26 protein-coding genes are annotated in these 24590 nt (G+C 31.0%); 3 read left to right on the top strand and 23 right to left on the bottom strand.

Features of this window, described 5'->3' with window-relative positions:
* Positions 1 to 27 precede the first annotated feature (27 nt).
* From asnS to NZ841_08050, 9 genes are all read right to left on the bottom strand, one after another.
* A complete protein-coding gene (asnS, locus tag NZ841_08090) occupies positions 28 to 1329 on the bottom strand; it encodes an asparagine--tRNA ligase (GenBank protein ID MCS7202718.1) in 1302 nt (433 codons plus the stop codon).
* A gap of 13 nt (positions 1330 to 1342) precedes the next feature.
* A complete protein-coding gene (locus NZ841_08085; protein ID MCS7202717.1) occupies positions 1343 to 2620 on the bottom strand; it encodes an amidohydrolase family protein in 1278 nt (425 codons plus the stop codon).
* Positions 2604 to 3653 (bottom strand): S-methyl-5-thioribose-1-phosphate isomerase, encoded by a 1050-nt coding sequence (gene mtnA / locus NZ841_08080; protein ID MCS7202716.1) that lies wholly within the window; start codon positions 3651 to 3653, stop codon positions 2604 to 2606. The genes NZ841_08085 and mtnA overlap by 17 nt, the downstream gene beginning before the upstream one ends.
* The gene (mtnP, locus tag NZ841_08075; GenBank protein MCS7202715.1) at positions 3650 to 4441 is read right to left on the bottom strand and encodes an S-methyl-5'-thioadenosine phosphorylase; all 792 of its coding nucleotides are present in this window, start codon (positions 4439 to 4441) and stop codon (positions 3650 to 3652) included. Before mtnP ends, mtnA begins: the two co-directional genes overlap by 4 nt.
* On the bottom strand, positions 4441 to 5178 hold the full coding sequence (locus NZ841_08070) for a zinc dependent phospholipase C family protein (protein ID MCS7202714.1): 738 nt from the start codon (positions 5176 to 5178) through the stop codon (positions 4441 to 4443). Before NZ841_08070 ends, mtnP begins: the two co-directional genes overlap by 1 nt.
* An 80-nt stretch (positions 5179 to 5258) precedes the next feature.
* Positions 5259 to 5606 (bottom strand): DUF4388 domain-containing protein, encoded by a 348-nt coding sequence (locus NZ841_08065; GenBank protein MCS7202713.1) that lies wholly within the window; start codon positions 5604 to 5606, stop codon positions 5259 to 5261.
* 83 nt (positions 5607 to 5689) lie between these two features.
* Entirely contained in the window at positions 5690 to 6790 is a 1101-nt protein-coding gene (locus NZ841_08060) for a glycosyltransferase family 4 protein (protein ID MCS7202712.1), read from the bottom strand.
* A 5-nt stretch (positions 6791 to 6795) separates the two neighbouring features.
* Positions 6796 to 7440 (bottom strand): cyclase family protein, encoded by a 645-nt coding sequence (locus NZ841_08055; GenBank protein MCS7202711.1) that lies wholly within the window; start codon positions 7438 to 7440, stop codon positions 6796 to 6798.
* A gap of 17 nt (positions 7441 to 7457) precedes the next feature.
* Positions 7458 to 8513, bottom strand: coding sequence for a radical SAM protein (locus NZ841_08050; GenBank protein MCS7202710.1), 1056 nt, complete (start codon positions 8511 to 8513; stop codon positions 7458 to 7460).
* Positions 8514 to 8528: 15 nt separating this feature from the next.
* Here NZ841_08050 and pyrE point away from each other — a divergent pair, with 15 nt between their 5' ends.
* Entirely contained in the window at positions 8529 to 9119 is a 591-nt protein-coding gene (pyrE, locus tag NZ841_08045) for an orotate phosphoribosyltransferase (protein MCS7202709.1), read from the top strand.
* An 8-nt stretch (positions 9120 to 9127) separates the two neighbouring features.
* On the opposite strand, the gene NZ841_08040 is transcribed toward pyrE, so the two are convergent.
* The 12 genes from NZ841_08040 to NZ841_07985 form a co-directional block, all read right to left on the bottom strand.
* Entirely contained in the window at positions 9128 to 10885 is a 1758-nt protein-coding gene (locus tag NZ841_08040) for an ABC transporter ATP-binding protein/permease (protein ID MCS7202708.1), read from the bottom strand.
* Positions 10866 to 12635, bottom strand: coding sequence for an ABC transporter ATP-binding protein/permease (locus NZ841_08035; GenBank protein MCS7202707.1), 1770 nt, complete (start codon positions 12633 to 12635; stop codon positions 10866 to 10868). The genes NZ841_08040 and NZ841_08035 overlap by 20 nt, the downstream gene beginning before the upstream one ends.
* Before the next feature lie 155 nt (positions 12636 to 12790).
* Positions 12791 to 14362: a lysine--tRNA ligase gene (gene lysS / locus NZ841_08030; GenBank protein MCS7202706.1), complete on the bottom strand. Its 1572-nt coding sequence runs from the start codon at positions 14360 to 14362 to the stop codon at positions 12791 to 12793.
* Positions 14356 to 15570: a methionine adenosyltransferase gene (locus NZ841_08025; protein MCS7202705.1), complete on the bottom strand. Its 1215-nt coding sequence runs from the start codon at positions 15568 to 15570 to the stop codon at positions 14356 to 14358. Before NZ841_08025 ends, lysS begins: the two co-directional genes overlap by 7 nt.
* 103 nt (positions 15571 to 15673) lie before the next feature.
* Positions 15674 to 16309 carry an N-glycosylase/DNA lyase gene (locus tag NZ841_08020; GenBank protein MCS7202704.1) on the bottom strand — a complete coding sequence of 212 codons (636 nt, stop codon included), beginning with the start codon at positions 16307 to 16309 and terminating at the stop codon, positions 15674 to 15676.
* Positions 16296 to 16952 carry a DNA/RNA nuclease SfsA gene (gene sfsA / locus NZ841_08015; protein MCS7202703.1) on the bottom strand — a complete coding sequence of 219 codons (657 nt, stop codon included), beginning with the start codon at positions 16950 to 16952 and terminating at the stop codon, positions 16296 to 16298. Before sfsA ends, NZ841_08020 begins: the two co-directional genes overlap by 14 nt.
* A 1-nt stretch (position 16953) precedes the next feature.
* On the bottom strand, positions 16954 to 17841 hold the full coding sequence (gene nadE, locus NZ841_08010; protein ID MCS7202702.1) for an NAD(+) synthase: 888 nt from the start codon (positions 17839 to 17841) through the stop codon (positions 16954 to 16956).
* On the bottom strand, positions 17832 to 18275 hold the full coding sequence (locus NZ841_08005) for a hypothetical protein (GenBank protein MCS7202701.1): 444 nt from the start codon (positions 18273 to 18275) through the stop codon (positions 17832 to 17834). Before NZ841_08005 ends, nadE begins: the two co-directional genes overlap by 10 nt.
* Position 18276: 1 nt before the next feature.
* A complete protein-coding gene (locus NZ841_08000; GenBank protein MCS7202700.1) occupies positions 18277 to 18729 on the bottom strand; it encodes an RNA polymerase sigma factor in 453 nt (150 codons plus the stop codon).
* Between the two features lie 114 nt (positions 18730 to 18843).
* The gene (locus NZ841_07995) at positions 18844 to 19839 is read right to left on the bottom strand and encodes a radical SAM protein (GenBank protein ID MCS7202699.1); all 996 of its coding nucleotides are present in this window, start codon (positions 19837 to 19839) and stop codon (positions 18844 to 18846) included.
* A gap of 101 nt (positions 19840 to 19940) precedes the next feature.
* Positions 19941 to 20111, bottom strand: coding sequence for a HEPN domain-containing protein (locus NZ841_07990; protein MCS7202698.1), 171 nt, complete (start codon positions 20109 to 20111; stop codon positions 19941 to 19943).
* A gap of 136 nt (positions 20112 to 20247) precedes the next feature.
* Entirely contained in the window at positions 20248 to 20421 is a 174-nt protein-coding gene (locus NZ841_07985) for a nucleotidyltransferase domain-containing protein (GenBank protein ID MCS7202697.1), read from the bottom strand.
* 97 nt (positions 20422 to 20518) lie between these two features.
* Here NZ841_07985 and NZ841_07980 point away from each other — a divergent pair, with 97 nt between their 5' ends.
* Both NZ841_07980 and NZ841_07975 read left to right on the top strand, forming a co-directional pair.
* Complete coding sequence (locus tag NZ841_07980) at positions 20519 to 21736, top strand: DegT/DnrJ/EryC1/StrS family aminotransferase (GenBank protein MCS7202696.1); 1218 nt, start codon at positions 20519 to 20521, stop codon at positions 21734 to 21736.
* A complete protein-coding gene (locus NZ841_07975) occupies positions 21733 to 23784 on the top strand; it encodes a beta-galactosidase (protein MCS7202695.1) in 2052 nt (683 codons plus the stop codon). The genes NZ841_07980 and NZ841_07975 overlap by 4 nt, the downstream gene beginning before the upstream one ends.
* A gap of 35 nt (positions 23785 to 23819) precedes the next feature.
* Here NZ841_07975 and nikR read toward each other — a convergent pair whose 3' ends face one another.
* Both nikR and NZ841_07965 read right to left on the bottom strand, forming a co-directional pair.
* The gene (nikR, locus tag NZ841_07970) at positions 23820 to 24242 is read right to left on the bottom strand and encodes a nickel-responsive transcriptional regulator NikR (protein ID MCS7202694.1); all 423 of its coding nucleotides are present in this window, start codon (positions 24240 to 24242) and stop codon (positions 23820 to 23822) included.
* Positions 24243 to 24590, bottom strand: a 348-nt coding sequence (locus NZ841_07965) for a DegT/DnrJ/EryC1/StrS family aminotransferase (GenBank protein ID MCS7202693.1), incomplete at its 5' end; no start/stop codon positions are given.

Below are 24590 nucleotides of genomic sequence, written 5' to 3'. Positions count from 1 at the left end.
AAGAATTTAATTAGAATTAAAATATTCTTATGGATATATCCTATATATCATCCTCGGGAAAGGAATAGCTTCTCTTACATGTTTTAATCCACAAATCCAAGCGGTAGTTCTCTCTATACCAAGCCCAAATCCCGAATGGGGAACAGAACCATATCTTCTTAAATCAATATACCATTCAAAAGCTTCTCTTGGTAAATTATTTTCCTTTATTTTTTCTTCTAAAAGATTTAAATCATGAATTCTTTGACTTCCCCCAATAATTTCTCCATAACCCTCTGGAGCTAATAGATCATCATTAAGAACTAACTCTGGATTTTCAGGGTCTGGTTGCATATAAAAAGGTTTTATTTTTGCAGGATAATGATGAATGAAGACAGGCTTATTAAACTCTTGAGATATTACTGTTTCCTCGTCTCCTCCAAAATCCTCACCATAGGAAAAAGGAATTCCCTTTTTATTCAACAATTCACAAGCTTCTTTATAGGTAATTCTTGGAAAAGGTGGAAAGATCTCTTCTAAAGGTTTCGTATCTCTCTCAAGAATTTCAAGTTCCTTTTTCCTTCTTTCTAAGACTCTTTGAACTATATAGCTTACTAAATCCTCCTGAAGTTTCATATTATCCTGCCAATCCCAATATGCCATTTCTGGCTCTACCATCCAAAATTCTGTTAAGTGTCTCCTTGTTTTTGATTTCTCTGCTCGAAAGGCAGGACCAAAACAATAAACTTTTCCCAATGCCATGCATGCTGCTTCCATATAAAGCTGTCCACTTTGAGAAAGATATGCTTTTCCAAGATCAAAGTAATCTAATTCAAAAAGAGTTGTGGTTCCTTCACAGGAAGATGGAGTTAAAATAGGAGCATCAACTAAAATAAATCCTCTCTCATCTAAAAAATCTCTAATTGCTTTTATTATCTCACTTCTAATCCTCAGAATTGCTTGTTGTTTTCTGGATCTTATCCAAAGATGTCTATGCTCCATTAAAAACTCAATAGAATGTTCCTTTTTTTGAATAGGATAATCTTGAGATAGAGAAACAACCTCTACTTTATCTAAATAAATTTCCCAGCCCGTAGGAGCTCTTGGTTCTTCTTTTACTTTCCCCTGTACAATAATTGATGACTCTAATGGGATCTTTTCTATAGCTTCTAATTCTTCTTGAGAAAAATTATTAAGATCTGCGACTCCTTGAATAAAACCTGTACCGTCCCTTATTATTAAGAAAACAATTTTCCCACTAGATCTTTTATTAGCAAGCCAACCACGTATTTCTATTTTCTCGGCACTTGTTTCAGGTATATCTTCAATATATATCCAAGGTATGGCCATAACATTTTTCCTCCTATTCTTCTTTTACTAATAAAAAAGCTCTTTTTTCAGTCTCATATAAAATTCTTTCTTCATCTAAAGTTTTTACTTCTCTTTTCTCCATAAGAATTTTTCCATCTACAATAACTGTATCCACATCAGAAGAATTAGCACTATAAACTAAATGGGAAATAAGATTGAAACGAGGGAAGAAGTGAGGTCTTTTGAAATCAACTAGAATAAGATCCGCCTTTTTCCCCTCCTCAATAACTCCTGAATTTTCCCAACCAAGAATTTCCATTCCTCTTCTTGTTGCCATTTCTAAAGCTAAAAAAGCAGGAATAGCAGTAGGATCTTTTTTATATCCTTTATGTAAAGTGGCGGAGAGCCTAATTTCTTCCCACATATCTAAATTATTATTACTTGCTGGACCATCGGTTCCTAGCCCTACTCTTACTCCCTTATCTAGCATATCTTTAATTGGAGCAATACCTGATGCAAGTTTTAAGTTGCTTTGAGGATTATGAACTACTCCTACTTTTCTTTTTGCTAAAATCTCTATCTCCTCGGAATCAACAAAAACACAATGAGCGGATATGGTAGGAACATTAAAAAGTCCAATTTTATCCATTAATCTTATTGGAGTCTCACCATATCTTTCTTTTATTTCTTTAACTTCTCCTTCTGTTTCCGAAAGATGGGTATGTATACTTAATTCATATTGAACAGCCTTATCAATTACCTTTTCTAAAAATTTAGGAGGACAAGTATAAGGTGCATGAGGTGCAAGACTCACTAAAATCCTTCCATTACAGGATTTGTGCCATCTTTCTGCAAATTTTAAGCTATTTTCTAATCTTTTTTCTTCATCTCCAAGAATTGCAATCATCCCCCAAGAAAGGTTTGCCCTAAGACCGCTTTTCTCGACTACTTCTGCTACCTTATCCATGTAAAAATACATATCTGCAAAAGCAACAGTTCCTCCTTTGATCATTTCTAAAGCCCCTAATAGACTTCCCCAGTATACATCTTCTTCTTTCAATTTTGCTTCATTAGGCCAAATTTTCGTTTCAAGCCATTCTTTTAGAGGAAGATCATCAGCAAAACCCCTAAATAAAGTCATTGCAAGATGAGTATGAGCATTAACTAAACCTGGCATCGCTAATTTATCTTTACCATCAATTATATAGTCATAATCTTTTGTGATATTTTTATCTATTTGCTCAATAATATCATCCTTTATAAATATATCAATCTCTGGAATTATCTGATTATTTTTTAGTAAAGAAACATTTTTAATAAGTATTCTCACCTACAATTACCTCCTTCATTTTCTCTAAATTTTCTCGAAAAGGAGGAAATATTATACCCTTTTCAGTAACTATTGCAGTTATTAATTCATTTGGAGTGATATCAAAAGCAGGATTTATTGCATTGATCCCATCAGGAGCGATTCTTTTACCTAAAACCGTAAATACTTCTTCCGGATCTCTTTCTTCAATAACAATATTATTACCATTTTCTAATTGAAAATCAAAAGAGGAAAGGGGTGCTGCTACATAGAATGGGATATTATGATATTTCGCTAAAACAGCTAAAGTATAAGTTCCAATTTTATTTGCAGTGTCTCCATTTAAGGCAATTCGGTCCGCTCCCACCAAAACTAAATCTATATTTCCCTTTGACATAAGATAACCAACCATATTATCAGTAATAAGAGTTGCAGGAATATTCTCTCGAGATAATTCCCACCCTGTGAGTCTACTTCCTTGAAGTAGAGGTCTTGTCTCAGTAAAGTAAACCATATTTATATTTCTTCTTCGGTACCACGCTTCTTTTATTATTCCCAAGGCAGTCCCTAAACCAATAGTAGCTAAACTTCCAGTATTACAATGGGTAAGAATATTTGCTTTGTCAGGTATTAAATCTACTCCGTAATTTGCTATAGCATAGGATCTTTCTCTTTCTTCTTCCTCTATTTTCTGAGCCTCTTCAAGAAGCATTAATTTAAGCTCTACCGAAGATTTCTGTTTATTTCTTAAAACAATTTCTCCTTGTCTTTTTAAAACAACAAATAGATTTACAGCGGTAGGACGAGATAAAGCAAATTCGCTAATAACTCCCTGAAGATATTCATGAAGATTATAGCCTGTATATTTAATAGCTGCTAAAGCCACACCATATCCTGCAGCAACTCCTATGGCGGGAGCACCTCTTATTTTCAATTTTTTAATAGCTTCAATTACCTGTTGATATCTTTGACATTGAATCCACTCTTCTTTCCAAGGAAGCTTGGTTTGATCTAAAATATAAAGAGAATTATTCTTCCACTCTAAAATCTTCATCTCCCATCATTCTCCTTATATTCTTTTAATGCAGATTTACAAGGACAATTTCTTTCCATCGGTATTTTAGATATTACTGAAGAAAAGAGTTTTCTAACTTTTTCTATATTATCCGCCATTGCAGAAAGAACCTCCTGATGGCTTAAGGGAGTTTTAGATATTCCTGCAGCATAATTAGTAACTAAAGAAACAGTAACATAACAAATCTCTAATTCTTTTGCCAAGACCACTTCAGGAACATTGGTCATTCCAACCACATCTCCAAAATAAGAAAACATTTTTATTTCTGCAGGAGTTTCAAACCTTGGACCTTCTGTACAAATATAAGTTCCAAAGGGATGAAGTTTAATACCCAAGCTTTTTGCCTCTTCTATTAAAATCTTTCTTAATTCAGGACAGTATGGTTCAGAAAAATCTATATGAATTACCTTACCATCCTTTCCATCATAAAAGGTATAATCCCTTCCCTTTGTAAAGTCAATAAATTGATCTAGCAAAACTAAATCTCCTGGCTCTAAGTTCATTTTTAAACTTCCTACTGCTGTTGTAGCCATTATTCTTTCTACCCCTAAACTCTTTAAAGCCCAAATATTTGCTTTATAATTAATTTTATGTGGTGGTACCGAATGTGTTACACCATGTCTTGCTAAAAAACCTATCTCTTCTCCCATATAATTTCCTTTTAAAATTTTTGCATCCCCATAAGGGGTAGACACAATAATCTCCTTTGGATTTTCTAAAAACTTTGGATCATATACTCCTGTTCCCCCAATAATAGCTATCCTCATTATTTCACCTCAACAGCAAAAATTTTATTTATATAGAGAAATAAAAAATCAAGAAAATCATTCCATAAATCTCCTAAGGTTGGAACTCTGTTGGCTCTCACCCATATACTATACCAATAATTTGCCACATCTTCTACAGATTTATCTATTTGCTTTTGGGTTAAAGAAGAAACAGCTTTCCAACCTTTATTATTGGTATAAGCTTTTTCTATATCATAATAATATAGATGAGCAGACCTTGCACTACTAAATATATAATAAGCTGGTTTCGAAATAAAATTTAAGCCTTTAATTCTTCTTGGGACAATCTGTTCTGCATCCTTCTCAAACTTACTATGAAATTCCTTTTCTTCATAACTTGAAGAAGTATGTAAAGGCTGGTTCAAATCTGCTATATAATGGGATAGAATTCCTAATTCATAGGCAATTAATCTCCATGGCTTTTTATCCCTTATAAGAGAAATAACATGATAATATTTCTCTCTAACTTTTTCTATTCCTCCCCCTTTTCTCCTTTCAAAATCATATATATGATTCTGAAAATCCCTATAGACCCTATCAGGTGCTATACTTCCCTCAAGAATCTCATTTTTATAAGGCATTATTCTTCTTTGAAACTCCTTGGGCATATATTTTAATGCATTTTCTGCTATTCTTTGATGAGTTTTTCCACTCCAACTCCAAATAGGAGAAGAAAATAGAATAATTATAAATAAAAATAACAAAAATTTTTTCATAAAATAAAACCTCTAAAAAGAAATTTAGGTTATTCTTTGAGTATATTTATCACAAATTTTATGGATAATCAATAGAAGGGTTAAATAGCTTCCAATAACGAGGTAATATATAATTCTTTTTCTTCGTCAATTTTCTTTATGGCTTCAAGGATTAAATTTTCTGAGGAGAGGTTGATTCTTTTTTCTATTTTTACAGGTGTTTCAGTGAAAACAAAATTTATCTCAGGAAGAGAAAGTAACTTAAAAAAAGCAGATTCTCCCCTTTCCCCTAAATACTCTACATCAATTACATCCCCATTTTTAAGGAAAACTGTTGCAAATCTTTCTTCTTCATCCTTTATTAAAAAAACCCCTGTTCTTCGCTGTAAAGACAAAAAATTAATAAAAGATAAAAATTCAATCCTATCTAAATTTCCTTCCAATCTCATATACTGATTCCTCTCCCTCATAAGATATCCATAATTTCAGAAAGTATTTTCTCTCTAAATCTATTCTTTGTCAGTGATAAAAATCACATTATTTGAGATATAAAATTCAAAAATTCCTCTTTAAATCTTTCTTTTGAAAATCTCTTTGCATTATTAACAATTTCCTCAGTATTAAATCTCTCCTTTATCTTTAGAAATCTTAATATTGCATTTTTAAGACTTTCTTCAGTCTGCTCCTCAAAGAAAATTCCTGTTTTCCCTTCAATAACACTTTCCACAGCTCCTCCTCTCTTATAAGCAATGACAGGAGTACCACAAGCCTGAGCCTCTACAGGAACAATTCCAAAATCTTCCTCTGCGGAGAAAATAAATCCCTGAGCTTCCGCTAAATATTTATAAACCTGATGATCAGGTTGCCATCCTAAAATCTCTATATTCTTCTCTGCTATTTTCCTTAATTTTTTTTCTTCGCTTCCACTTCCAATAACAACTAAAGGAAGTTTAAGATTATTAAAGGTCTTTACTATTAAATCTACTTTTTTATATGGTACTAATCGAGAAACTGTAACAAAAAAATCTTTCTTTTTATTAATATCAATGGGCTTAAATTTTGAAAGATCAACAGGAGGATATATTACCTTAGCTTCTCTTCTATATATTTTCCATATTCTTCTTGCAACGTTCTCAGAATTTGCAATAAAGTAATCTACCCTATTGGCACTAATAACATCCCATACTCTTATATAGTGCAAAAATCCCTTTGCTAAAAATCCCTTTAATCCATAGTAATATCCATGATCTTTAAGATAGGGGAAATATAAATCCCAAGCATATCTTAAAGGAGTATGGCAATAACATATATGTTTCTGATAGGATTTTGTTAAAACTCCCTTTGCTACACAATGACTGCTAGATATTATTAAATCATATTGGGAAAGATCAAACTGTTCTATGGCATATGGCATAAGAAATAATAGTTTGGGATATAGTTTTTCAATTTTAGGAAAACTTTGAAGAAAAGAAGTAAAAACCTTTTTTGGTTTTTGAGATAATTTTTCTAAAGTAGCCTTTGAATATATTAAAGTAAATAGATGGGCATCAGGAAATATTTCTAAAATTGATTCTAATACTTTTTCTGCCCCACCTATATTTATTAACCAATCGTGCACTAATGCTATCTTCATAATTTTTACTCCTTTATAGGAAAAAGTACTGCTCTAACAGGGGATCCTTCTCCTCCCTTTATTTTTAAGGGTAAGGCAATAAAAAAGTATTTACCAGGAGAAACATTGATAAGGTCTAAACCCTCTACAATACCTATCTCTCTGCTAAGTAAAATTTTATGAACCTTTCTTCCCTCCTCCCCCCTAGGACCAATAGATAAATAATCAATTCCTACTGCTTTTATTTCTTTCTCTACTAAATATTCTGCTCCTTCTATTGAGAGCCCAATATAATTCTCATGAAATATGTTTTCTCTAAGAAGAAGGGAATTTTTGGTTTTAAAGAGAATTATGTCATCCTTTTCTATTTCTAATTTTTCAATATCTATTAACGATATCTTATCCTCACTTCTTATCTCAAAAACCTTGGCAATACCATAAAACCTAGAAATATCAATTTTCTCTAGAGTTTTTCCATCATCTAAGAAGTGATAAGGAGTATCAATATGAGTTCCTGTATGAAGTCCAAGAGAAATCCTTGAAAGATTTGCATTATTACCTTTTGAGATTTCAGAAACTCTCTCTAAAAAGAATTTAGGATCTGAAGGCCAAAAAAGCATATTCTCATGAATTAATAAACTCACATCTATAGGGTTATCCCATAAAATCATCTTTTTCTCCTCCTTTTTTAATAATAATCAGAAAGTAAAAATATGTTACCTATATTAACATATTTTAATCCTTTACTCTTTGCTATTCCAAAGGCTCTTTCCGCATGCTTTTTTGAAGTAGTTGGAAGATTATCAAAAAAGAAATTAGGAGAAAATCCAAGAAGAGAATAAGGTATATTGGGATTTATCTTTGAAATAAAATCTGCAATCTTTTCTACCTCTTCTTCAGTTACGTATCCAGGAACAAGTAGAGTACTTGCAACTAAAACTATTTTGTCTTTAAATTTTCTAGTTTCTTCACCAACCCATTGAAAATTCTCTAAAGTTTTTTTGTTAGACACCCCTGTTAATGCAATATGAATTCTTTCATCGAAGGCTTTTAAATCAAATTTTATAATTCCTCCACTTTCCAAAGAAACAGAAAACATTTCCTTTAATATTTCAAAATTCATAGATCCATTGGTTTCCCAGCATATTCTTACTTTATTTTTAACCTTATTGGCTAAAGCTAAGGCATGAGCAATTTGAGGAGTAGGATCACCCCCAAAGAAACATATACAAGAAGTTTTATTATCTATCTTTTCAATCAAATCTTTTACAGAATAAATGGGAGTTTTTTTCTTCAAATAATCATGATAGTGCCAATTTTGACAATAAAGACAATTAAAATTACAGCTAGCATAAAAAATTGCTAAGTTTTTATAACCATAATTTTCTTTCTCAGGACAAATAAAAGATGCTACACAATTTGTGGGAAGAGGATCGTAATACCATTCCAAAAGTCCTTTCTGAGATGAACCTGCCCATCTTATTCCTTCCTCTATAAGTCCACAAAAACTTTTTTGAAAATTCAGAGAACATTTATGAATACAGAGATTACAAAAAGGTTTTTCTGATTTGGTAGGATAAAAGAGCCTAAAATAACTTCTTGCTTTCTTATGAGAGGATCTAATAATAGGTAAGGCTTTGTCAAATTCTTTTAAAATACAATCTCTACATACTCCCAAGAAGGAGGAAATTAGAATAGATTTCTTATTACAAATTTCACATCTTCCTTCTCTTGGAAAATCCATTATAAAAATTTTATCATGTGTGATATAATTTTTCATATGGATTGGTTAAAAGTTTTTAAAGAAAAGAATGCCTTTTTAGAGGGACATTTTTTATTATCTTCGGGACTTCATAGCCCCAACTATCTTCAGTGTGCCCTTATTCTTCAATATCCCGATATTGCTGAAGAAATCGCAAAAGATATAGCAAAAAAGATCCCAAAGGATTTAAAAATAGACACTGTAATAGGTCCTGCTTTAGGAGGAATTGTTATCGCCTATGAATTGGCAAGAGCCCTAAAAGCAAGGGGAATTTTCTCAGAAAGAGAAGAAGGAAAAATGACTCTAAGAAGAGGGTTTTCTATTTCCCAAGGAGAAAGAATACTTATATGTGAGGATGTGATAACCACAGGAGGATCTGCCCTTGAAGTAGCAAATCTTGTTAAAAATTTAGGAGGAGAAATTTGTGCATATGCATGTATTGTGGATAGAAGTGGAGGAAAGGTAAATTTTGATAAAGATTTATATTCCCTAATTCAACTTAAATTAGATACTTATACTCCTGAAGATTGTCCCTTGTGCAAAGAAGGAATACCTTTAGTTAAACCAGGAAGTAGAAATATAAAATAAAAATTAATCTATAGAGATTTAAATCCTAAATCCCATAATTTCTTGTATTTTCCCTTTAAATTCATAAGCTCATCATGGGTACCTTCTTCAATTATTTTTCCATCTTCTACTACATAAATCCTATCAGCACTCATTATTGTAGATAATCTATGAGCAATGATTAATGTTGTTTTTCCTTTCATGAGTCTTTCTAAAGCTTGATTAACAAGTTCCTCAGACTCAGAATCAAGAGAGGATGTAGCTTCATCCAGAAGAAGTATAGGAGAATTTTTTAAAATCGCTCTTGCGATTGCAATTCTCTGCCTTTGACCTCCTGAAAGAGATATTCCTCTCTCCCCTACTCTTGTATATAAACCATTGGGAAGATTCATAACAAAATCATAAGCATTTGCTTCTTTTAATGCAAAAATAACGTCTTCCTCTTTTGCATCCAATCTTCCATATCTTACATTTTCATAAATAGTATTATTGAATAAAAAGACATCTTGGGGAACATAAGAAATTAAATTTCTTAATTCCTTTAAAGAATACATTCTTAATTCCTTTCCTAATAAATAAATTTCTCCCTCATAATCAGGATAAAAACCTAACAAAAGCTTAAAGATAGTACTTTTTCCTCCACCACTCTCCCCTACAAAGGCAATTTTCATATTATTACTTACTTTAAAAGATATTCCTTTTAAAACATTTCCATCTCCATCATAAGAAAACTTTACATTTCTAAATTCCACATAATAATTATCCTCTGATATTATATTTCTTTCCCTTATCGAAACTCTTTGAATTTCCTCCTCTATTGGTTTATCAAATATTTCAAAAATTCTTTCAGCACCTGCAAGAGAAGTTTGTAAATTAGTTAGAAAATTTCCAATAGATCCAAAAAGCCAAAAGATAGGACCCATAAGTTGTACCACAGCTGTTAATTCACCAAAGGTCATTTTGTTATCCATAATTAAAAGACCACCAATTACAAGCTCTCCAAAAAAGATCAAATAACCAACAGAATAGTTAAAAGATGCTAAAAGAGAATTATAATGAACCCTTTTCATGGAGAGTTTATAGAAGGAAAGGTTTAGTTCGACAAATTTTTTATAAATAATATCTCCAATATTAAAACTTTTGATTATAAAAGCTCCACCAATCATATCTGAAAATCTTTGTATAATTTTGGAAATGGACTTTTGAATATCTTCACTTATTCTTCTTATAGGTCTCATAAAAAGAGAGTTAATAATTACGTTTAGAAATCCTATTATGACAGCATATAAGAACATAACATTATTAATAGAATGAATTACAACACTACTTCCAATAGCACTAATGATGGACATTAATAATACCATAACCTGCCAAGAATATGCTCCTTCCGCAGTATTAACATCATAATTTAGTCGAGATAAAAAATCTCCTGAATGGATTTTTTCATAATCTCTCATAGGAAGAGAAATTATATGTTCAAAGAGCTTTTTTCTAATAATAAAGGTAGTCTTTCTAACAGAATACATATAAACATAAGAAAAGACTGGAAATATAAGAAAAAGAATTCCAAACCTTGTGAAAAGATAAGTTACTCCAGTAATAATCAATTCCCTATTTTTATTTACAATCCCATCAGTAATGATTTTCAAACTCATAGCTGCAAAATAATTAAAGAAGAAGGTTTGAGAGGAAGTTATAAGCATAGATATTACATAGGAAAATCCTAACAAAAAATTCCCACCATCCTTCCACATAAAAGAAAATAGCCTAATTAATCTGTTTCTCATAAGTAAATTCCTCCGTTCCAGATGAGTAATTATTTTCTAATTGTTTAAAATAAAGTTTATAATATATTCCTTTTCTATTTAAAAGCTCTTCATGAGTTCCTTTTTCTACGATTTTCCCTTTATCCAATACTAAAATCCTATCTACAAATTTGATAGATGAAAATCTATGAGCAGAGATTAATACAGTTTTATTTTTCAACTCCTCCTTTAGAATATTTTGAATCTGAATTTCAGTTTCTGCATCAAGAGCAGAAGTTGCTTCATCAAGAAGATAAATGTCACAATTATCTCTGAGAAGAAATCTTGAAAGAGCTATCCTTTGTTTCTCACCCCCAGAAAGCTTTAAGCCTCTTTCCCCTATTTCTTCTTCAAAACCCCCTAAATCCGAAACAATAAAATCATATGCCAACATTTTTAAGGTAACTTCCTTTATTTCCTCATCAGTAGCAAAATATTTTCCATATCTTATATTTTCTTTAACAGATTCAGGGAAAAGATATATATCTTGATTTGCTACTGAGATTTTTTCTCTTAAAGAACGTAAGTCCCAATCATTTATATTAACTCCTAAGATTTTAATATTACCTTTAGTAGGTTTATATAGACCAAGAATAAGTTTTATAATTGTAGATTTGCCACTCCCACTCCCTCCAACAATCGCTATCTTTTCCCCTTTTTTAACAGAAAAACTTATATCTTTTAAAACCTCATTGATTCCATCATAGGAAAAATATACATTTTGGAACTCAATGGCATACTGACATTTCTTATATTCCTCTTTAATAACTCCATTCTTCTCTTCCTCTTGAGATAAAATATCTTCTATTCTTTTTAAACCTGCCTTTGCCTTTTGATAATTATTAAGAATATTGGGAAAAGTATTCACAGGATTAAGAAAAATATTCATGATCTCTATAAAAGCTACAATTCCACCAACAGTCATTTCTCCCCTTATTACCAAATCTCCTCCATATAAAAACATAAGTAAAAAGGGACCTATTTGTATTATTCCTTTAACAGGATCTAAAAGGGCTTCAAATTTTATAGATTTAATTCCTTCCTTAAAGGCTCTTTTTAATTCATTATTAAAAAACTTTGAAATTTCATCTTTTAAATTAAAGGATTTAACAATTATAATTCCAGAAAGAGCATCTTGAAATACAGTATTTACATATCCAAAGACATCTTGATGCCTTTTTGTATACTTTTCTATAGGTTTACTTATTAAAATAGCTCCTGTAAAACATAAGGGAATTACAGCAAAACTAAAAAGAGTCAGCTTCCAATTTATTGTAAAAGCTAAGATTAATCCCAAAATAAAACTTACTGGCTGATATAAAATATCACCTAGATTTCCTAAGAAATTTTGAATTAAGGATAAATCATTAGAAATAGTTGAAACTAAATCTCCCGTGGTATTCTTTTCTATATGATACAATTTTATCTTGTTTAATTTTTCTGCAATTTTTAATCTTAAATTTATTAGAACCTTTTCTATAAATTTTCCAATAAGATAAGCTTTTATATATTCCAAAAATATTTTTAAAACCATAATGCTACATACAATCCAAAAAATTTTTGTAAATACTTCTCTATTCTTTTCTAAAATGGCATCGGAAATATCCTTCTCAAAATTTATAAAAGATACATTAATAAAGGAAACAATGATAGAAAGAAAGGATATTATGAGGAATAAGAAAATGTTTTTCTTTATTAATTTGAAAATATTTCCACCCTGTTCTTTCCTCATAGATTTTTACTCCTTATAATTTTTAAAATCTTACTTTTAAAATTATAAAGTTTAATATTAAATTTGTCAAAAAATGAACTTAAAAAAATAAAATTAAGATTAAAAAAATACAAGTTAAGGGAATTTAATGGATTGATTAAATCAAGAGATAAGAATTAATTTCCAGCTTCTTCTAATCTTCTAATTACAAAATCTTTTGGAAGAGAAACTAAAAAATATCCTGCCCTTGGACCAGAATCTTGATTAAGAAAGGAAAGATATATAAGCTGAAAAGCTCTTTTTCCTGGTATATTAAACTCCTGAGAAAGCTGATAGATAAAATTCTGAAGTTCCTCTCCTTCCCAATTTTTATCCCTTATTTTTTCAGCTAAAGCCTTCAGAAAATCTTTTTCTTTTGGCAAGAAGGTTTTAGTAATCTGAGGAAGATCTTCTTGCAGTTTGAACTTCACATGGGAAGGTGCATAATTTTCAAGCCAATTCCTTACATAATCTACTCTTTTTAAAATCTCTGAAAATTTATTAAGTTCCTTTTCATATCCACTTCTTATTAGCATCTCCTTTAATAATTCTTCATTACCCAAAGATATTTGAGCAAGAGTAATAATATGCCTTAAAGGAACTTGAGGACCAGGCTCCTTAGGAATATCTTTTACTTGAGATATCTCAAAAACCCTTGCTAATTCTTTTCTTTCCTCAGGAGTTCCTTCTAAACCGAAATAAATTTTTTCCAATCTTTCATAATCCTCTGCAAGAAGAATATAACCATTAACAGGATCAAAATCTATATGCTTATCAGGTTTGTATCTTAAAATAAGATATCTCACCCAAGAAGGAGGAAGAATTTTTAAGATATCATTTATAGAAATAGCAATACCTTTGGAACTAGACATGGCTCCTTTACCTTTTAAATATATCCATTCATAGATAAAAGGATAAGGAGCAGGATAATTAAAAATTTCCTCTACAATAACCTTTCCTGTATCATAAGAACCACCAGCAGTAGCATGGTCTTTTCCAAAAGGTTCTACCGTTACTCCAAAAATTTTCCATCTTCCTGGCCAATCCAATCTCCAAGGAAGTTTTGCTTCTCCTTTACTATAGTCTGCAAATCCCTGATGTCCACATTTACAGAGATATTCTACTTGATGTTTTTTAATATCAAAGGAAATAATCTTAGTTGTAGTTAACTTTCCACACTTTTCACACTTAGGAAGGAGGGGAACAAAGTCCTTTTCTAGATTCCTTCCTGCAATCTCGTTAAGAATTTCTGTAATTCTCTCATTTTTTTCTAAGGTAATATCTATAATTGATGTGTAAGTCCCCTTTTCATATTCTTCATGAATCTTTATAACTTCTACCTCTATTCCTAATTCTTTTATAGCATCTAAAAATGGATTTAAAAAATGTTCTGCATAATTCTCATGACATCCCTCAGGATCTGGAATCTCTGAAATTGGTTTTCCTACATGTTCTATATAGGATTCGGGCAAAAATGGATATACTTTTCTTAAGGGATCAAAGGAGTCTGCAATATAGATAAATCTGACTTCTGATCCTTGTTCCTTTAATGCCCTAGCAATTGCGTCTCCTGTTAAAATTTCTCTCAAATTTCCTAAATGAATGGGACCAGAAGGAGTAATACCTGTTGCTACAACATTTTTCTTTCCCTTAATTTTTATTATTTCCTCTGCTGTTAAATCCGCCCAATGGGGAGTCTTTTCTACCATACAGGATACTTCCCCTTTGCAAGATCTTCACAAAAAGCTCCTATATTTGCTAACTCTTGGTCTATTATATTCTCCACAGGTTTTGCCACATCATAAATGGAAACTCCATTATCCAATATTAACTGTGCGGTAGCTATCATAGGCTGATCAATTGGTTTTCCAATCTGGCTACACAACCATACATATACTTCTTTTATGCCTGGTATATTTTGATAAATTTCGTTAGCTAATTTATGGGCAAGAATGTTATATATTTTACCGACATGGCTTACAGGATTCTTACCTGCTGCTGCTTCTGTTCCCATGGGGCGATTTAAAGCAATAACTCCATTTACTCTATTTCCTCTCCCTACCTGCCCTGAATCTCCATCTTCTGCTGAAGTTCCAAGTACACTTAAATATATTCCATCTAATCCCCTTTCGGGATCATCCAAAGTGTTAATATCAATAATTATTTTTTCAAAGGACTGATTTCTCTCTTGAACAAATTTTTCAATCTCTCCTTTTATTATTTCCTTTTTGTTGAAATAATCTTGAACACTCTCTACAAATCTATCAATTAATGGGAGAGCAATGGTAAGTTGAAGAACTCTTTTTTTCCTAAAGCCCATAATTTTTATATCTTCTCCTACCTCAGGATGAATTGCTTTAAATTTGGAAGAATTTAAATATCTTTCAAGATCTATAATTAATCTTTCCGTAGCAGTAAGGGGTGCATATCCAACAGAAGCAGAAGTATCATTAGCAGGAAGCAATCCTTTTCTTCTTCTAAATATATCTGTAAGCTCTGGAGATCCAGGCTTTAATTCCACTTGAAACTTAATATGCTTTTCAGGATCAACAAATCTTAGATTTTTTCTTATCCAATCCTTTGCAGTTTCAATAGCAATTTCCTCCACTGGGATCTTTATCCCATCTATTTCAGATGTTGCTCTATCTCCGATTACTAAAAGCATGGGTTTTATTACTCTTCCTCCAACACCAATTTTCCTCTCTACTTCTCCAGCAACAAGAAGACTTTTATCAATGTTATGGTGAAGAATATTTCCAGCTATTCTTATATACTCCTGAGATAGATTTACAGAAATCTGATCCATTATAGCATCACAAATGGAGTCAGGATGTCCTACACCTTTTCTTTCTACTAACTCTACACCATGTTCCTCTACAGGTAGAGAATTTAATTTTTCTACAGATATATTTCTCATCTTCTTCTTCCTCCTTAAAAAGATATTTTCAAAAACAAAAAAAGAATATCATAAGTTTGTTCTGATTACAATATTTAGGGAGTATAAGAGGTTTTAAAAATTATTATTTCTCAACCTTTCCTTTAATTAAATACCATATATAGAGATCTGTCTCTCCTGGAGTTTTTCCAAATTCTTGAGAAAGTTCAAAAAAGAAATTTTCAATATATAAATATTTTTTCTCAGTCCAACTTTTGGGAATTTCTTCTATTATTTTTTCAGCATACAAAATTCTTAAGATATGCTTATCCAGTATCGCTAAGTCAAATTTACCAGTATTTCGCAGAAAATGACTTGCTTCCTTCCATCCTATTCCTTTTGCAGATTCCACTAGTAATTTTCTAGCAATTTTTGAAGGAAGATCTAAAATACCTTTTAACTTTCCAATAAGTTTTCTGTTTTCAAATATATACTCTCCTCTTTTTCTTGCATATCTATGTCCTACTTTTTCTAATTCTTTAATTAAATCTTCTAAGGGTAATTGACTAAAATTATTTTTTCCAATTAAATTCTGAGCCTTTATTCCTCCATGAGCAGACCAATTAGCAGTTAACACACAAAAGGATAATTCAGAAAATAAATCCAACTCAGTCCCATATAGTCCAAGATTTTTAAATTCATTTATTCTCTCAGCTACTAAATTTCTTGCTTCTTCTTCAATTTCTCTTAATCTTTCTACCAAATTTTTATATTTTGACATCTATAAAATCTCCAAAAAATATTCCCCTGGGACTTACATCACAATAAAAAGCAAAAAAAGTTCCTCCTCTCTCCTTCAGGAGATTAATACTATTAAAAAAATCCTTATCCATATTCTTATGAGGCATGACTAGTTTTGCATCCTTTCTTTGAACTACAAAGACAATCCACTTTTCAAAACTCCACCCTGCCATTTCTTCCATATGTTTTGATCCCCTTCTCGTGGGAGCATCAGGAAATAAACCAATATTGTCTTTTACTAAAGTTACCGATTTTACTTCAACTAGGATTCTATTGTTTATTAAAAAATCAAATCTACTTTTTCCAAAAACAAATTCTCTCTTTAAATCCTTTACTTTTACTGGAAAAAAGCTAAGATTCTCATAAAATATCTTGTTAGCTAATCCTGCATTAAGGGAAACATAAATGTTATTTTCAAGACCTAATACAGCTTCCCATTTGGTTTTTCTTTTTTCATTCATCTTATTTTCTACAAAAACCTTTGCTCCAGGGAAGATGATACCTTCAAGCCTTCCAGGATTTGGAAGATAAACAAGTTCTTCTCTACCCTCGCATAAGACATGTAGTCTAAATCTTTTTTCCCTTCTTATAACCTCTACTTCTTGTAAATTTCCAAATAACATTTTATTCTTCTCTAACTAATCTTAAAGGTTTTTTGCTTTCTTTCTTAACCCATAAATATTGATCATATACTAACTTTATTAATTTCTCATCAAAATCCTTAAGCTGGGAAGGTTCCTTTCCTTCTTCGAAGGATTTAAGAATCCTATCCAAAGTCATATAGTCTAATCCTAGGGAAAATTCATCAGAAATTCCTGGTAGAAGATCAGGTGATGGAGGTTTTTCAATTATTCTCCTGGGAATTCCTAAGATTTTAGCAAGTTCTCTTATCTCTGTTTTATAAAGATGAGAAATAGGCTCAATATCAGAAGCATCATCTCCATATCTCACATAATAACCAATTAAGGATTCAGTAAGATTATTACATCCCACAACTAAATAATTCTTTCTCTCTGCAAAAAAATATAACAAAGCCATTCTCAATCTATGTTTTATTCTATGATATGCAATACCCTCGTAGAACCAATGAAGTTTAATATTCAATTTCTCCTTTTGAGCAAAGAAGACTGGTTTACCTAAAATTTTACTATATTCAGAATATAAATACTTTACTACTCTTCTTTTCAAAGGTCTAAAAAGAAAGAAAAATAAAGGTACACTCTTATAAACTCCTAATATCCATAAGGCCTTTGTCAAAGAAAAAACCTTATATGGAATTCCAAGATTTTCTACAACAAGCAATGCATCCTCTACAGAAGCTGGTTCCGAATCCATTTCAGGCATAATAAGAGCAAAAATTCTTTCCCTTCCTACTGCATCTTTTAAAAGATAAGAAACTACTGCGGAATCAATGCCTCCACTTACTCCTAAAACATAACCATCCTTTCTTTCCTCATTCAATTTTTCTCTTAAAAATTTTATTATTCTTTCCTTTTCCCTTTCTATTTCCATGATTTTGTTTTTATCATATCCCTTTCATTTTTAACTGCTAACACTAGTATCCAGAGGATAGTAAAATAAGACATCAAATTAAAGATTTCTTTAAAAATAATACTAATTCCCCAAAAGATTAAGTAAAGATTTAGATATCTGAAAAGAAATATGAAAAATATAAAAGAAGTAAGAATTCCTATCAAGGTAAGAACACCAATGAAAATAATTTTTTTATATCTCTCCAAATTTATTCTTCTTTCAATATTTTTTGAAATAATCTTCCATTCTAACTCTATTTCCCTTTTTAGCATTGGACTTCTTAACATTTTTTCTATTTTTATCCATTCTTCAAAGGAATTCTTACATGGAACACATACTTCAAAATGTTTATAAAATTCATCGTCTACTTCAGGATATAGAAACATCTTTTCTTTAAAATCCTTACAATCCAATTCATTCATCTCCTTTTATATAATTATAAATCTTTCTTTTCCCTCGAAAGACATAACTTTTAACAGTATTTAAAGGAATTCCTATTTTTTCGCTAATCTCTTTATAAGAATATCCCTGTTGATAGTGAAGTATAAGAACACTTCTTTCCATAGGACTTAAAATTTTCCAAATTTCCTGATCTTCTACTAATTTTTCAGGATTTTCTTTAGTTTCTTCACAATAAGAATTTATGTCATCAAAATGTACTTTCTCTCTAAAATAATCCATAGCCAAATTATGAGCTATTTTATATAAATAAGATTTTGCAGTTTTTTCTTCTAAAGAAATTTTCATAGCCCTTAAAAAAGTCTCCTGAAGAAGATCCTTTGCTGTTTCCTCTTCTCCAATTAATCTTCTCAAGTAAGAATATAATTCCTTTCCATAAAGTTTAAAATAATAAGAAATATCTTTCATTTTCCATTATATAATACGGATTTTCTAAAAAGAAAGTTGCATTGTATAATAAACAAAAGATTTTAAAATTATTGATAAGGCTCCAGAGAAGAGGAATCTGAAGAAGAATATATTTTATGAAATAAAACTTTCAAAAAGGATATTCCCTTTTTCTTTATTTATTACACAAAGGGGAATGTCCTTTTCTTTATTTTTTAATATTTGATAAGCTTTACAGCCTCCGTTACATAATTTATTTAAGTTACAGTTTTTACAGGAATTTACTTCTTTAAAAATTTCTTTCAATTTAGTAAAACCTAGAATTTCTCCTAAACTTTTCTCCCTTATATTTCCCAAATAATATTTATTATCAAATCTCAGATGCCCACAAGGCACCACATATCCATTAGCAAGAATAGATACATGAGAAATTCCTGCAGAACATACTTCTCCTGAAATTGATTCTTCCACAAAAAAATTCATTTCCTTTTTATATTTCTTAATAACTTCTCTTACATACTTTATTGCTTCAATCCATTCCTTATCTTCCATATCCAGATATTGGGCGAAAATCTCCCCTCTTCCTACAGAGATAAATCGATCTACATAAATATTTCTAACTCCTATATTTCTTGCAAATATTACCAATTCTTCAAATTTCATCCAATTTCTTTTATTTATAATATTTAAAATAGTTACTGGAAAACCATAATTTATTAAGATTTCTATTCCCTTTACTGCCCTTTCAAAATTTCCTTTACCTCTTACAAAATCATTAGTCTCAGGATCAGGTCCTTCTAAGGAAACACCTATGATCAAATTGGGAGAAATTTTTTTAAGACTTTTTGCTAAATCATTGGTTATTAAAGAACCATTTGTATTTATTATAACCTTCTGACCAATATTATGAGCGAAGGATATAATATCTAATATCTTTGGATGCATAAAAGGCTCTCCACCTACTAAATCCAACTCTTTTATCTTTAACTCCTTTACTTGAAGGATTAAATTTTTTATCTCCTCAAAATTTAATTCTTCCTTATCCTTTTCTCCTGCATTACAATAACAATGAATACATCTAAAATTACATTGAGTAGTTACCTCAAATTCCACAATATCCAGTAAATACATAAAACCACCTCTTAAGTTTATTAAAAGATTTTTTTAATTGGCTAAGGGTTAAATTAGAATTTTATATCTAAAATAAGATTATATTATATGCAACCTTTTGGTCAAGAACAGAAACCTTCTTCCATTTTCTCACTTACAAGTTCTATAACCATCTTAGCAAGTCTCATTGCCTTTTCAGCTTCTTCTGGATCATCAAAATACCTTGAAGGTACCCCACCAGGAAGGCAATTAAGATATCTTGTCTGTATATAATATCTACCTCTTTTTCTCAATTCTTCTGCGTCTTCAAATTCATCCTTTGAATGGATTAGCCATCTTAATTATATTATTCAAGAAGAGATTAATATTTATTTCTTCTTTAAATTCTTGCTCATTAAAAACAATTATATCCACAGATATTTTTCTTTCTCACTCTTTACCACTTTTTGTATTAGGCATAATAACTAATAAATCTAAGTCACTATTTACATCTACATCCCCATGGACCAATGATCCAAAAAGAATAATTTTCAATGCTCCAAGTTTTTTTAATTCTTCTAAGATATTAAATAGTAATAATATCTCTTTAAAACTTTTTTTCATCCAAAGATTTTTCTTATTTTTCTTTTGAAATTATTTTTCTTTTCAGTATAATTGATTATAGTTAAAATTTATATCTTGTAAAAAAATGGAGGAAATCATGGCCCAACTAGCAATTTGTGGAGGAAAACCCGTTAGAGAAAAACCCTATCCTTCATGGCCTGTTTTCGATGAAAGAGAAGAAAAAGCTCTTCTTGAAGTATTAAGAAGTGGAAAATGGGGAAGGGTTAATGGAAAAAAGAACGAGGAATTTGAAGAAAAATTTGCCAAATATCATTCCGCAAAATTTGGAATCACCTGTGTAAACGGAACTGCTGCTTTAGAAATTGCTTTAAGGGCTTTAGGAATTGGGACTGGAGACGAAGTTATTGTTCCAGCCTATACTTTTATTGCCACTGCAAGTTCTGTTCTTATGGTAGGAGCAAAACCAATCTTTGTAGATATTGATCCTAAGACTTACAATATAGATCCCGATAAAATTGAGCCCGCAATTACTTCTAAAACAAAAGCCATAATTCCCGTCCACATTGGTGGTTGTCCTGCAAATATGGATAAAATCTTAGAAATTGCTAAAAAGTATAATCTAAAGGTTTTAGAAGATGCAGCCCAAGCTCATGGAGCAGAATGGAGAGGAAAAAAAGTTGGAGCCCTAGGAGATATGGGCATATTCAGTTTTCAATCGTCAAAAAATATAAACGCAGGAGAAGGCGGAATAATACTAACTAATAATGAAGAATTAGCAGAAAAGGCTTGGTCCTTGATGAATGTAGGAAGGTCAAGAAAAGGAGAATGGTATATGCATTATATACTCTCGGGAAATTATAGAATGACAGAATTTCAGGCAGGAATCTTATTGGCTCAAATGGAAAGAATGGAAGAACTAATGAGAAAAAGAGAAGAAAACGCAAGATATTTAACTGAAAAATTAAAGGAAATAAAGGGAATAGAAATTCTAACCCCTGATGAGGGAGTATCAAGACACGCTTACCATCTTTTTATATTTAAATATAAATCCTCATATTTCAAAGGACTACCTAAAATGGAGTTTATAAAGGCAATGAATGCGGAAGGAATCCCTTTAAAACCTGGATATACTACTCCCCTTTATAAGATTCCTGCCATATCAAACTCTTTAAAAGGGGACCAATGTGATCTTTATCTTCCTGAGACAGAAAGAGCATGTAAAGAAGAGGGGGTATGGTTTTCTCAGAATGTACTTTTGGGAACAAAGGAAGACATGGATGATATTATTATAGCCATTAAAAAGATTCAAGAAAATGTGGATGAAATTTTAGAAAGAATGGAGGTTGAAAGATGATTAACCCAAAACTTCCCTTTATTTGGTATGGTGGAGATTATAATCCTGAACAATGGGAAAAGGAAATATGGAAAGAAGACATAAGACTCTTTAAATTAGCAAATATTAATATTGCTACTGTAAATGTTTTCAGTTGGTCCCTAATTCAGCCCGCAGAAGATAAATATGATTTTTCTCAACTGGATGAAATTATTGACCTGCTTTGGAATAACGGAATTTATATCTGTCTTGCCACCTCTACAGCATCCCAACCTCACTGGATGTCATTAAAATATCCCGAAGTATTACCAAAGGATATTAATGGTTTGAAAAGAACCCATGGAGGAAGGGTTAATTTTTGTCCCAACAGTAAAGTTTATAGGGAATTTTCTAAAAGACTTGTGGAAAAACTAGCAGAAAGATATGCAAATCATCCTTCTCTTTTAGTCTGGCACATTGCTAACGAATATGGAACCTATTGTTATTGTGAAAACTGTGAAAAAGCTTTTAGAGAATGGCTTAAAAAGAGATATGGTACCTTAGAAGAGTTAAATAAAAGATGGTATACAGCTTTCTGGGGACAAACTATCTATGATTGGGATGAAATAACAGTACCAAACTTAAGAAATGTAATATTCCATCACTGGTGGACAGGAAAATTAACTACTGTTGCCCAAGGTATGGTTCTTGACTACTATCGATTCATGTCCGAGAGCACCTTAGAATGCTACTTAAATGAATACAATATAATTAAGAAATATAATCCAAATATTCCCATAACCACTAATTTAATGGCAACCTTTAAACCTTTAAATTATTTTGAATGGGCAAGACATATGGATGTGATCTCTTGGGATAGTTATCCCTATCTTACCGACGATTATATAACCCTTGCCTTTAGACATTCTCTTATGAGAGGACTTAAAAAGGGAGAACCTTTCATGCTCATGGAACAGACCCCAAGTCAGACTAACTGGCAACCCTATTGTTATATTAAAAGGCCAAAAGTGATGAGACTTTTAAGCTATCAGGCTATTGCTCAAGGTGCAGATACAGTTATGTTTTTCCAACTAAGGCAATCCCGAGGAGGACCAGAAAAGTTTCATGGTGCAGTAATATCCCATGCAGGACATGAAAATACAAGAGTATTCCAGGAAGTGAAGGAGTTAGGGGCAGAATTAAAAAAACTTGGAGATACCCTCTTGGGGAGTAAAGTAAAGTCGCAATCCGCAGTATTATTTGATTGGGAAAATTGGTGGGCTCTTGAAAATTCTCAAGGTCCCAGCATGGATTTAAATTATGTAAAGGGAGTAGAAAATTATTTTAGAGCTTTATATGAAAATCTTATAGGAGTGGATGTTATAGGAATAGAAGATGATTTTGAAAAATATAAATTAATTATTGCTCCCCTTTTATATATGACCAAAGAGGAAGTTGCAAAGAAAATAGAAAATTATGTTAAAAACGGAGGAATTTTTGTTACTACTACTTTAAGTGGAATTGTAGATGAAAATGACTTGGTCATTTTAGGAGGATATCCTGGGCTTTTAAGAAAAATTCTTGGGATATGGGTAGAAGAATTTGATGCCCTTCCCCCAGATATGAAAAATGAGATTGTAATTCAAAATGAGTTTAAAAAAGATTTTTCTGAGGAGACCTATGAATGCAATTTAATTTTTGATGTAATTCATTTAGAAAATAATTCTACAAAGGCTATAGGAGTTTATAAGAAAGATTATTATAAAGGTTATCCTTGTATAACAGTAAATAAATACGGTAATGGCTATGCATATTATATTGGAACCTTTCCCTCTATGAAATTTCTAAAAGAATTTGTAAGATATATCATGAGAACCCATGGAATTAGTGAATTATTTAAGGATATCCCATATGGGATTGAAATTACCCAAAGAATAAAAAATGGAAAAACCTTCACCTTTGTGTTAAACCACACTGAGGAGATAAAAAAGATAAATATTGGAACAAAGAAAAAAGATCTTCTTTCAGGAAGAATAATGGAAGGAGAAATAGAAATACATCCAAGAGAAGTCCTAATCCTAGAAGAATAGGAGGGGGATATCCCCTCCCTAAAAATTTTTTGAAATTAGAGTATATCCGTTAATGATATATCAGTGTGTTTTACCCATTTTAAAGAAGAAATTTCATTATAAAGTTTTTTAATTCTTTGTACTCTTCCTTTAACTAATATTACTTCTAAACAGTTCTTTTCATCAAAATGGACATGTAACGTGGAAATTATAACATCATGATAATTATGCTGAATATCTATGAGTTTATTAGAAAGATCATATACATCATGTTCATAAATAACACTTATATTTCCTATAATTTTTTCTTTTTTCATCCTCCACTTTTCTTTAACAAGATAATCCCTTATAAGATCTCTTATTGCTTCAGATCTATTGTTATATCCTTGCCTTTCAATAACCTCATCAAATTTCTTTAGTAACTCCTCTTCAACAGATACTCCAAAACGCTTTATATTTCCCATAATTTTATAATCCATTTAGAAAAATCTTTCTTCTACAACCTCTTTTAAAATCCCAATAACTTCTTCAATCTCTTCTTCTTTTAAATTATTATGAAAAGGTAAAGCAAGAGTCCTTTTTGAAATATCCTCTGTTATTGGAAGCATTCCCTCATAAGTTTTAAACATTTCTTTGACATATGGTTGTAAATGTATTGGAGAAAAATATCCCCTTGCAGGAATCCCTTTCTTTTCCATTTCTTCTATCACTATATCCCTATCAAGTCCTTTTTCAAGAGTAATAACATATACAAACCAACTCATCCTAACATACGGCTTAACTACTGGAGTTTTTACCCAAGAATATTTTTTCAACTTTTCTGTATA

The sequence above is a fragment of the Dictyoglomus sp. genome (assembly GCA_025060475.1).
Taxonomy (GTDB): Bacteria; Dictyoglomota; Dictyoglomia; order Dictyoglomales; family Dictyoglomaceae; genus NZ13-RE01.
The sequence above is the reverse complement of the archived record's forward strand: the minus strand, read 5'-3'. Positions and strand labels throughout refer to the sequence as shown.

What these genes read in the sequence shown, in the direction of transcription:
- NZ841_08055 (MCS7202711.1), bottom strand. Translation starts at nt 7,440, where the DNA reads ATGATTTTATGGGATAACCCTATAGATGTGAGTTTATTAATTCATGAG.
- NZ841_08070 (MCS7202714.1), bottom strand. Translation starts at nt 5,178, where the DNA reads ATGAAAAAATTTTTGTTATTTTTATTTATAATTATTCTATTTTCTTCT.
- nadE (MCS7202702.1), bottom strand. Translation starts at nt 17,841, where the DNA reads ATGGAAATAGAAAGGGAAAAGGAAAGAATAATAAAATTTTTAAGAGAA.
- NZ841_07975 (MCS7202695.1), top strand. Translation starts at nt 21,733, where the DNA reads ATGATTAACCCAAAACTTCCCTTTATTTGGTATGGTGGAGATTATAAT.
- NZ841_08065 (MCS7202713.1), bottom strand. Translation starts at nt 5,606, where the DNA reads ATGAGATTGGAAGGAAATTTAGATAGGATTGAATTTTTATCTTTTATT.
- nikR (MCS7202694.1), bottom strand. Translation starts at nt 24,242, where the DNA reads ATGGATTATAAAATTATGGGAAATATAAAGCGTTTTGGAGTATCTGTT.
- mtnP (MCS7202715.1), bottom strand. Translation starts at nt 4,441, where the DNA reads ATGAGGATAGCTATTATTGGGGGAACAGGAGTATATGATCCAAAGTTT.
- NZ841_08035 (MCS7202707.1), bottom strand. Translation starts at nt 12,635, where the DNA reads ATGAGGAAAGAACAGGGTGGAAATATTTTCAAATTAATAAAGAAAAAC.
- NZ841_07980 (MCS7202696.1), top strand. Translation starts at nt 20,519, where the DNA reads ATGGCCCAACTAGCAATTTGTGGAGGAAAACCCGTTAGAGAAAAACCC.
- asnS (MCS7202718.1), bottom strand. Translation starts at nt 1,329, where the DNA reads ATGGCCATACCTTGGATATATATTGAAGATATACCTGAAACAAGTGCC.
- NZ841_08050 (MCS7202710.1), bottom strand. Translation starts at nt 8,513, where the DNA reads ATGGATTTTCCAAGAGAAGGAAGATGTGAAATTTGTAATAAGAAATCT.
- NZ841_08000 (MCS7202700.1), bottom strand. Translation starts at nt 18,729, where the DNA reads ATGAAAGATATTTCTTATTATTTTAAACTTTATGGAAAGGAATTATAT.
- sfsA (MCS7202703.1), bottom strand. Translation starts at nt 16,952, where the DNA reads ATGTTATTTGGAAATTTACAAGAAGTAGAGGTTATAAGAAGGGAAAAA.
- NZ841_08025 (MCS7202705.1), bottom strand. Translation starts at nt 15,570, where the DNA reads ATGAGAAATATATCTGTAGAAAAATTAAATTCTCTACCTGTAGAGGAA.
- pyrE (MCS7202709.1), top strand. Translation starts at nt 8,529, where the DNA reads ATGTGTGATATAATTTTTCATATGGATTGGTTAAAAGTTTTTAAAGAA.
- NZ841_07985 (MCS7202697.1), bottom strand. Translation starts at nt 20,421, where the DNA reads ATGAAAAAAAGTTTTAAAGAGATATTATTACTATTTAATATCTTAGAA.
- mtnA (MCS7202716.1), bottom strand. Translation starts at nt 3,653, where the DNA reads ATGAAGATTTTAGAGTGGAAGAATAATTCTCTTTATATTTTAGATCAA.
- NZ841_07995 (MCS7202699.1), bottom strand. Translation starts at nt 19,839, where the DNA reads ATGTATTTACTGGATATTGTGGAATTTGAGGTAACTACTCAATGTAAT.
- lysS (MCS7202706.1), bottom strand. Translation starts at nt 14,362, where the DNA reads ATGGTAGAAAAGACTCCCCATTGGGCGGATTTAACAGCAGAGGAAATA.
- NZ841_08020 (MCS7202704.1), bottom strand. Translation starts at nt 16,309, where the DNA reads ATGTCAAAATATAAAAATTTGGTAGAAAGATTAAGAGAAATTGAAGAA.
- NZ841_08040 (MCS7202708.1), bottom strand. Translation starts at nt 10,885, where the DNA reads ATGAGAAACAGATTAATTAGGCTATTTTCTTTTATGTGGAAGGATGGT.
- NZ841_08060 (MCS7202712.1), bottom strand. Translation starts at nt 6,790, where the DNA reads ATGAAGATAGCATTAGTGCACGATTGGTTAATAAATATAGGTGGGGCA.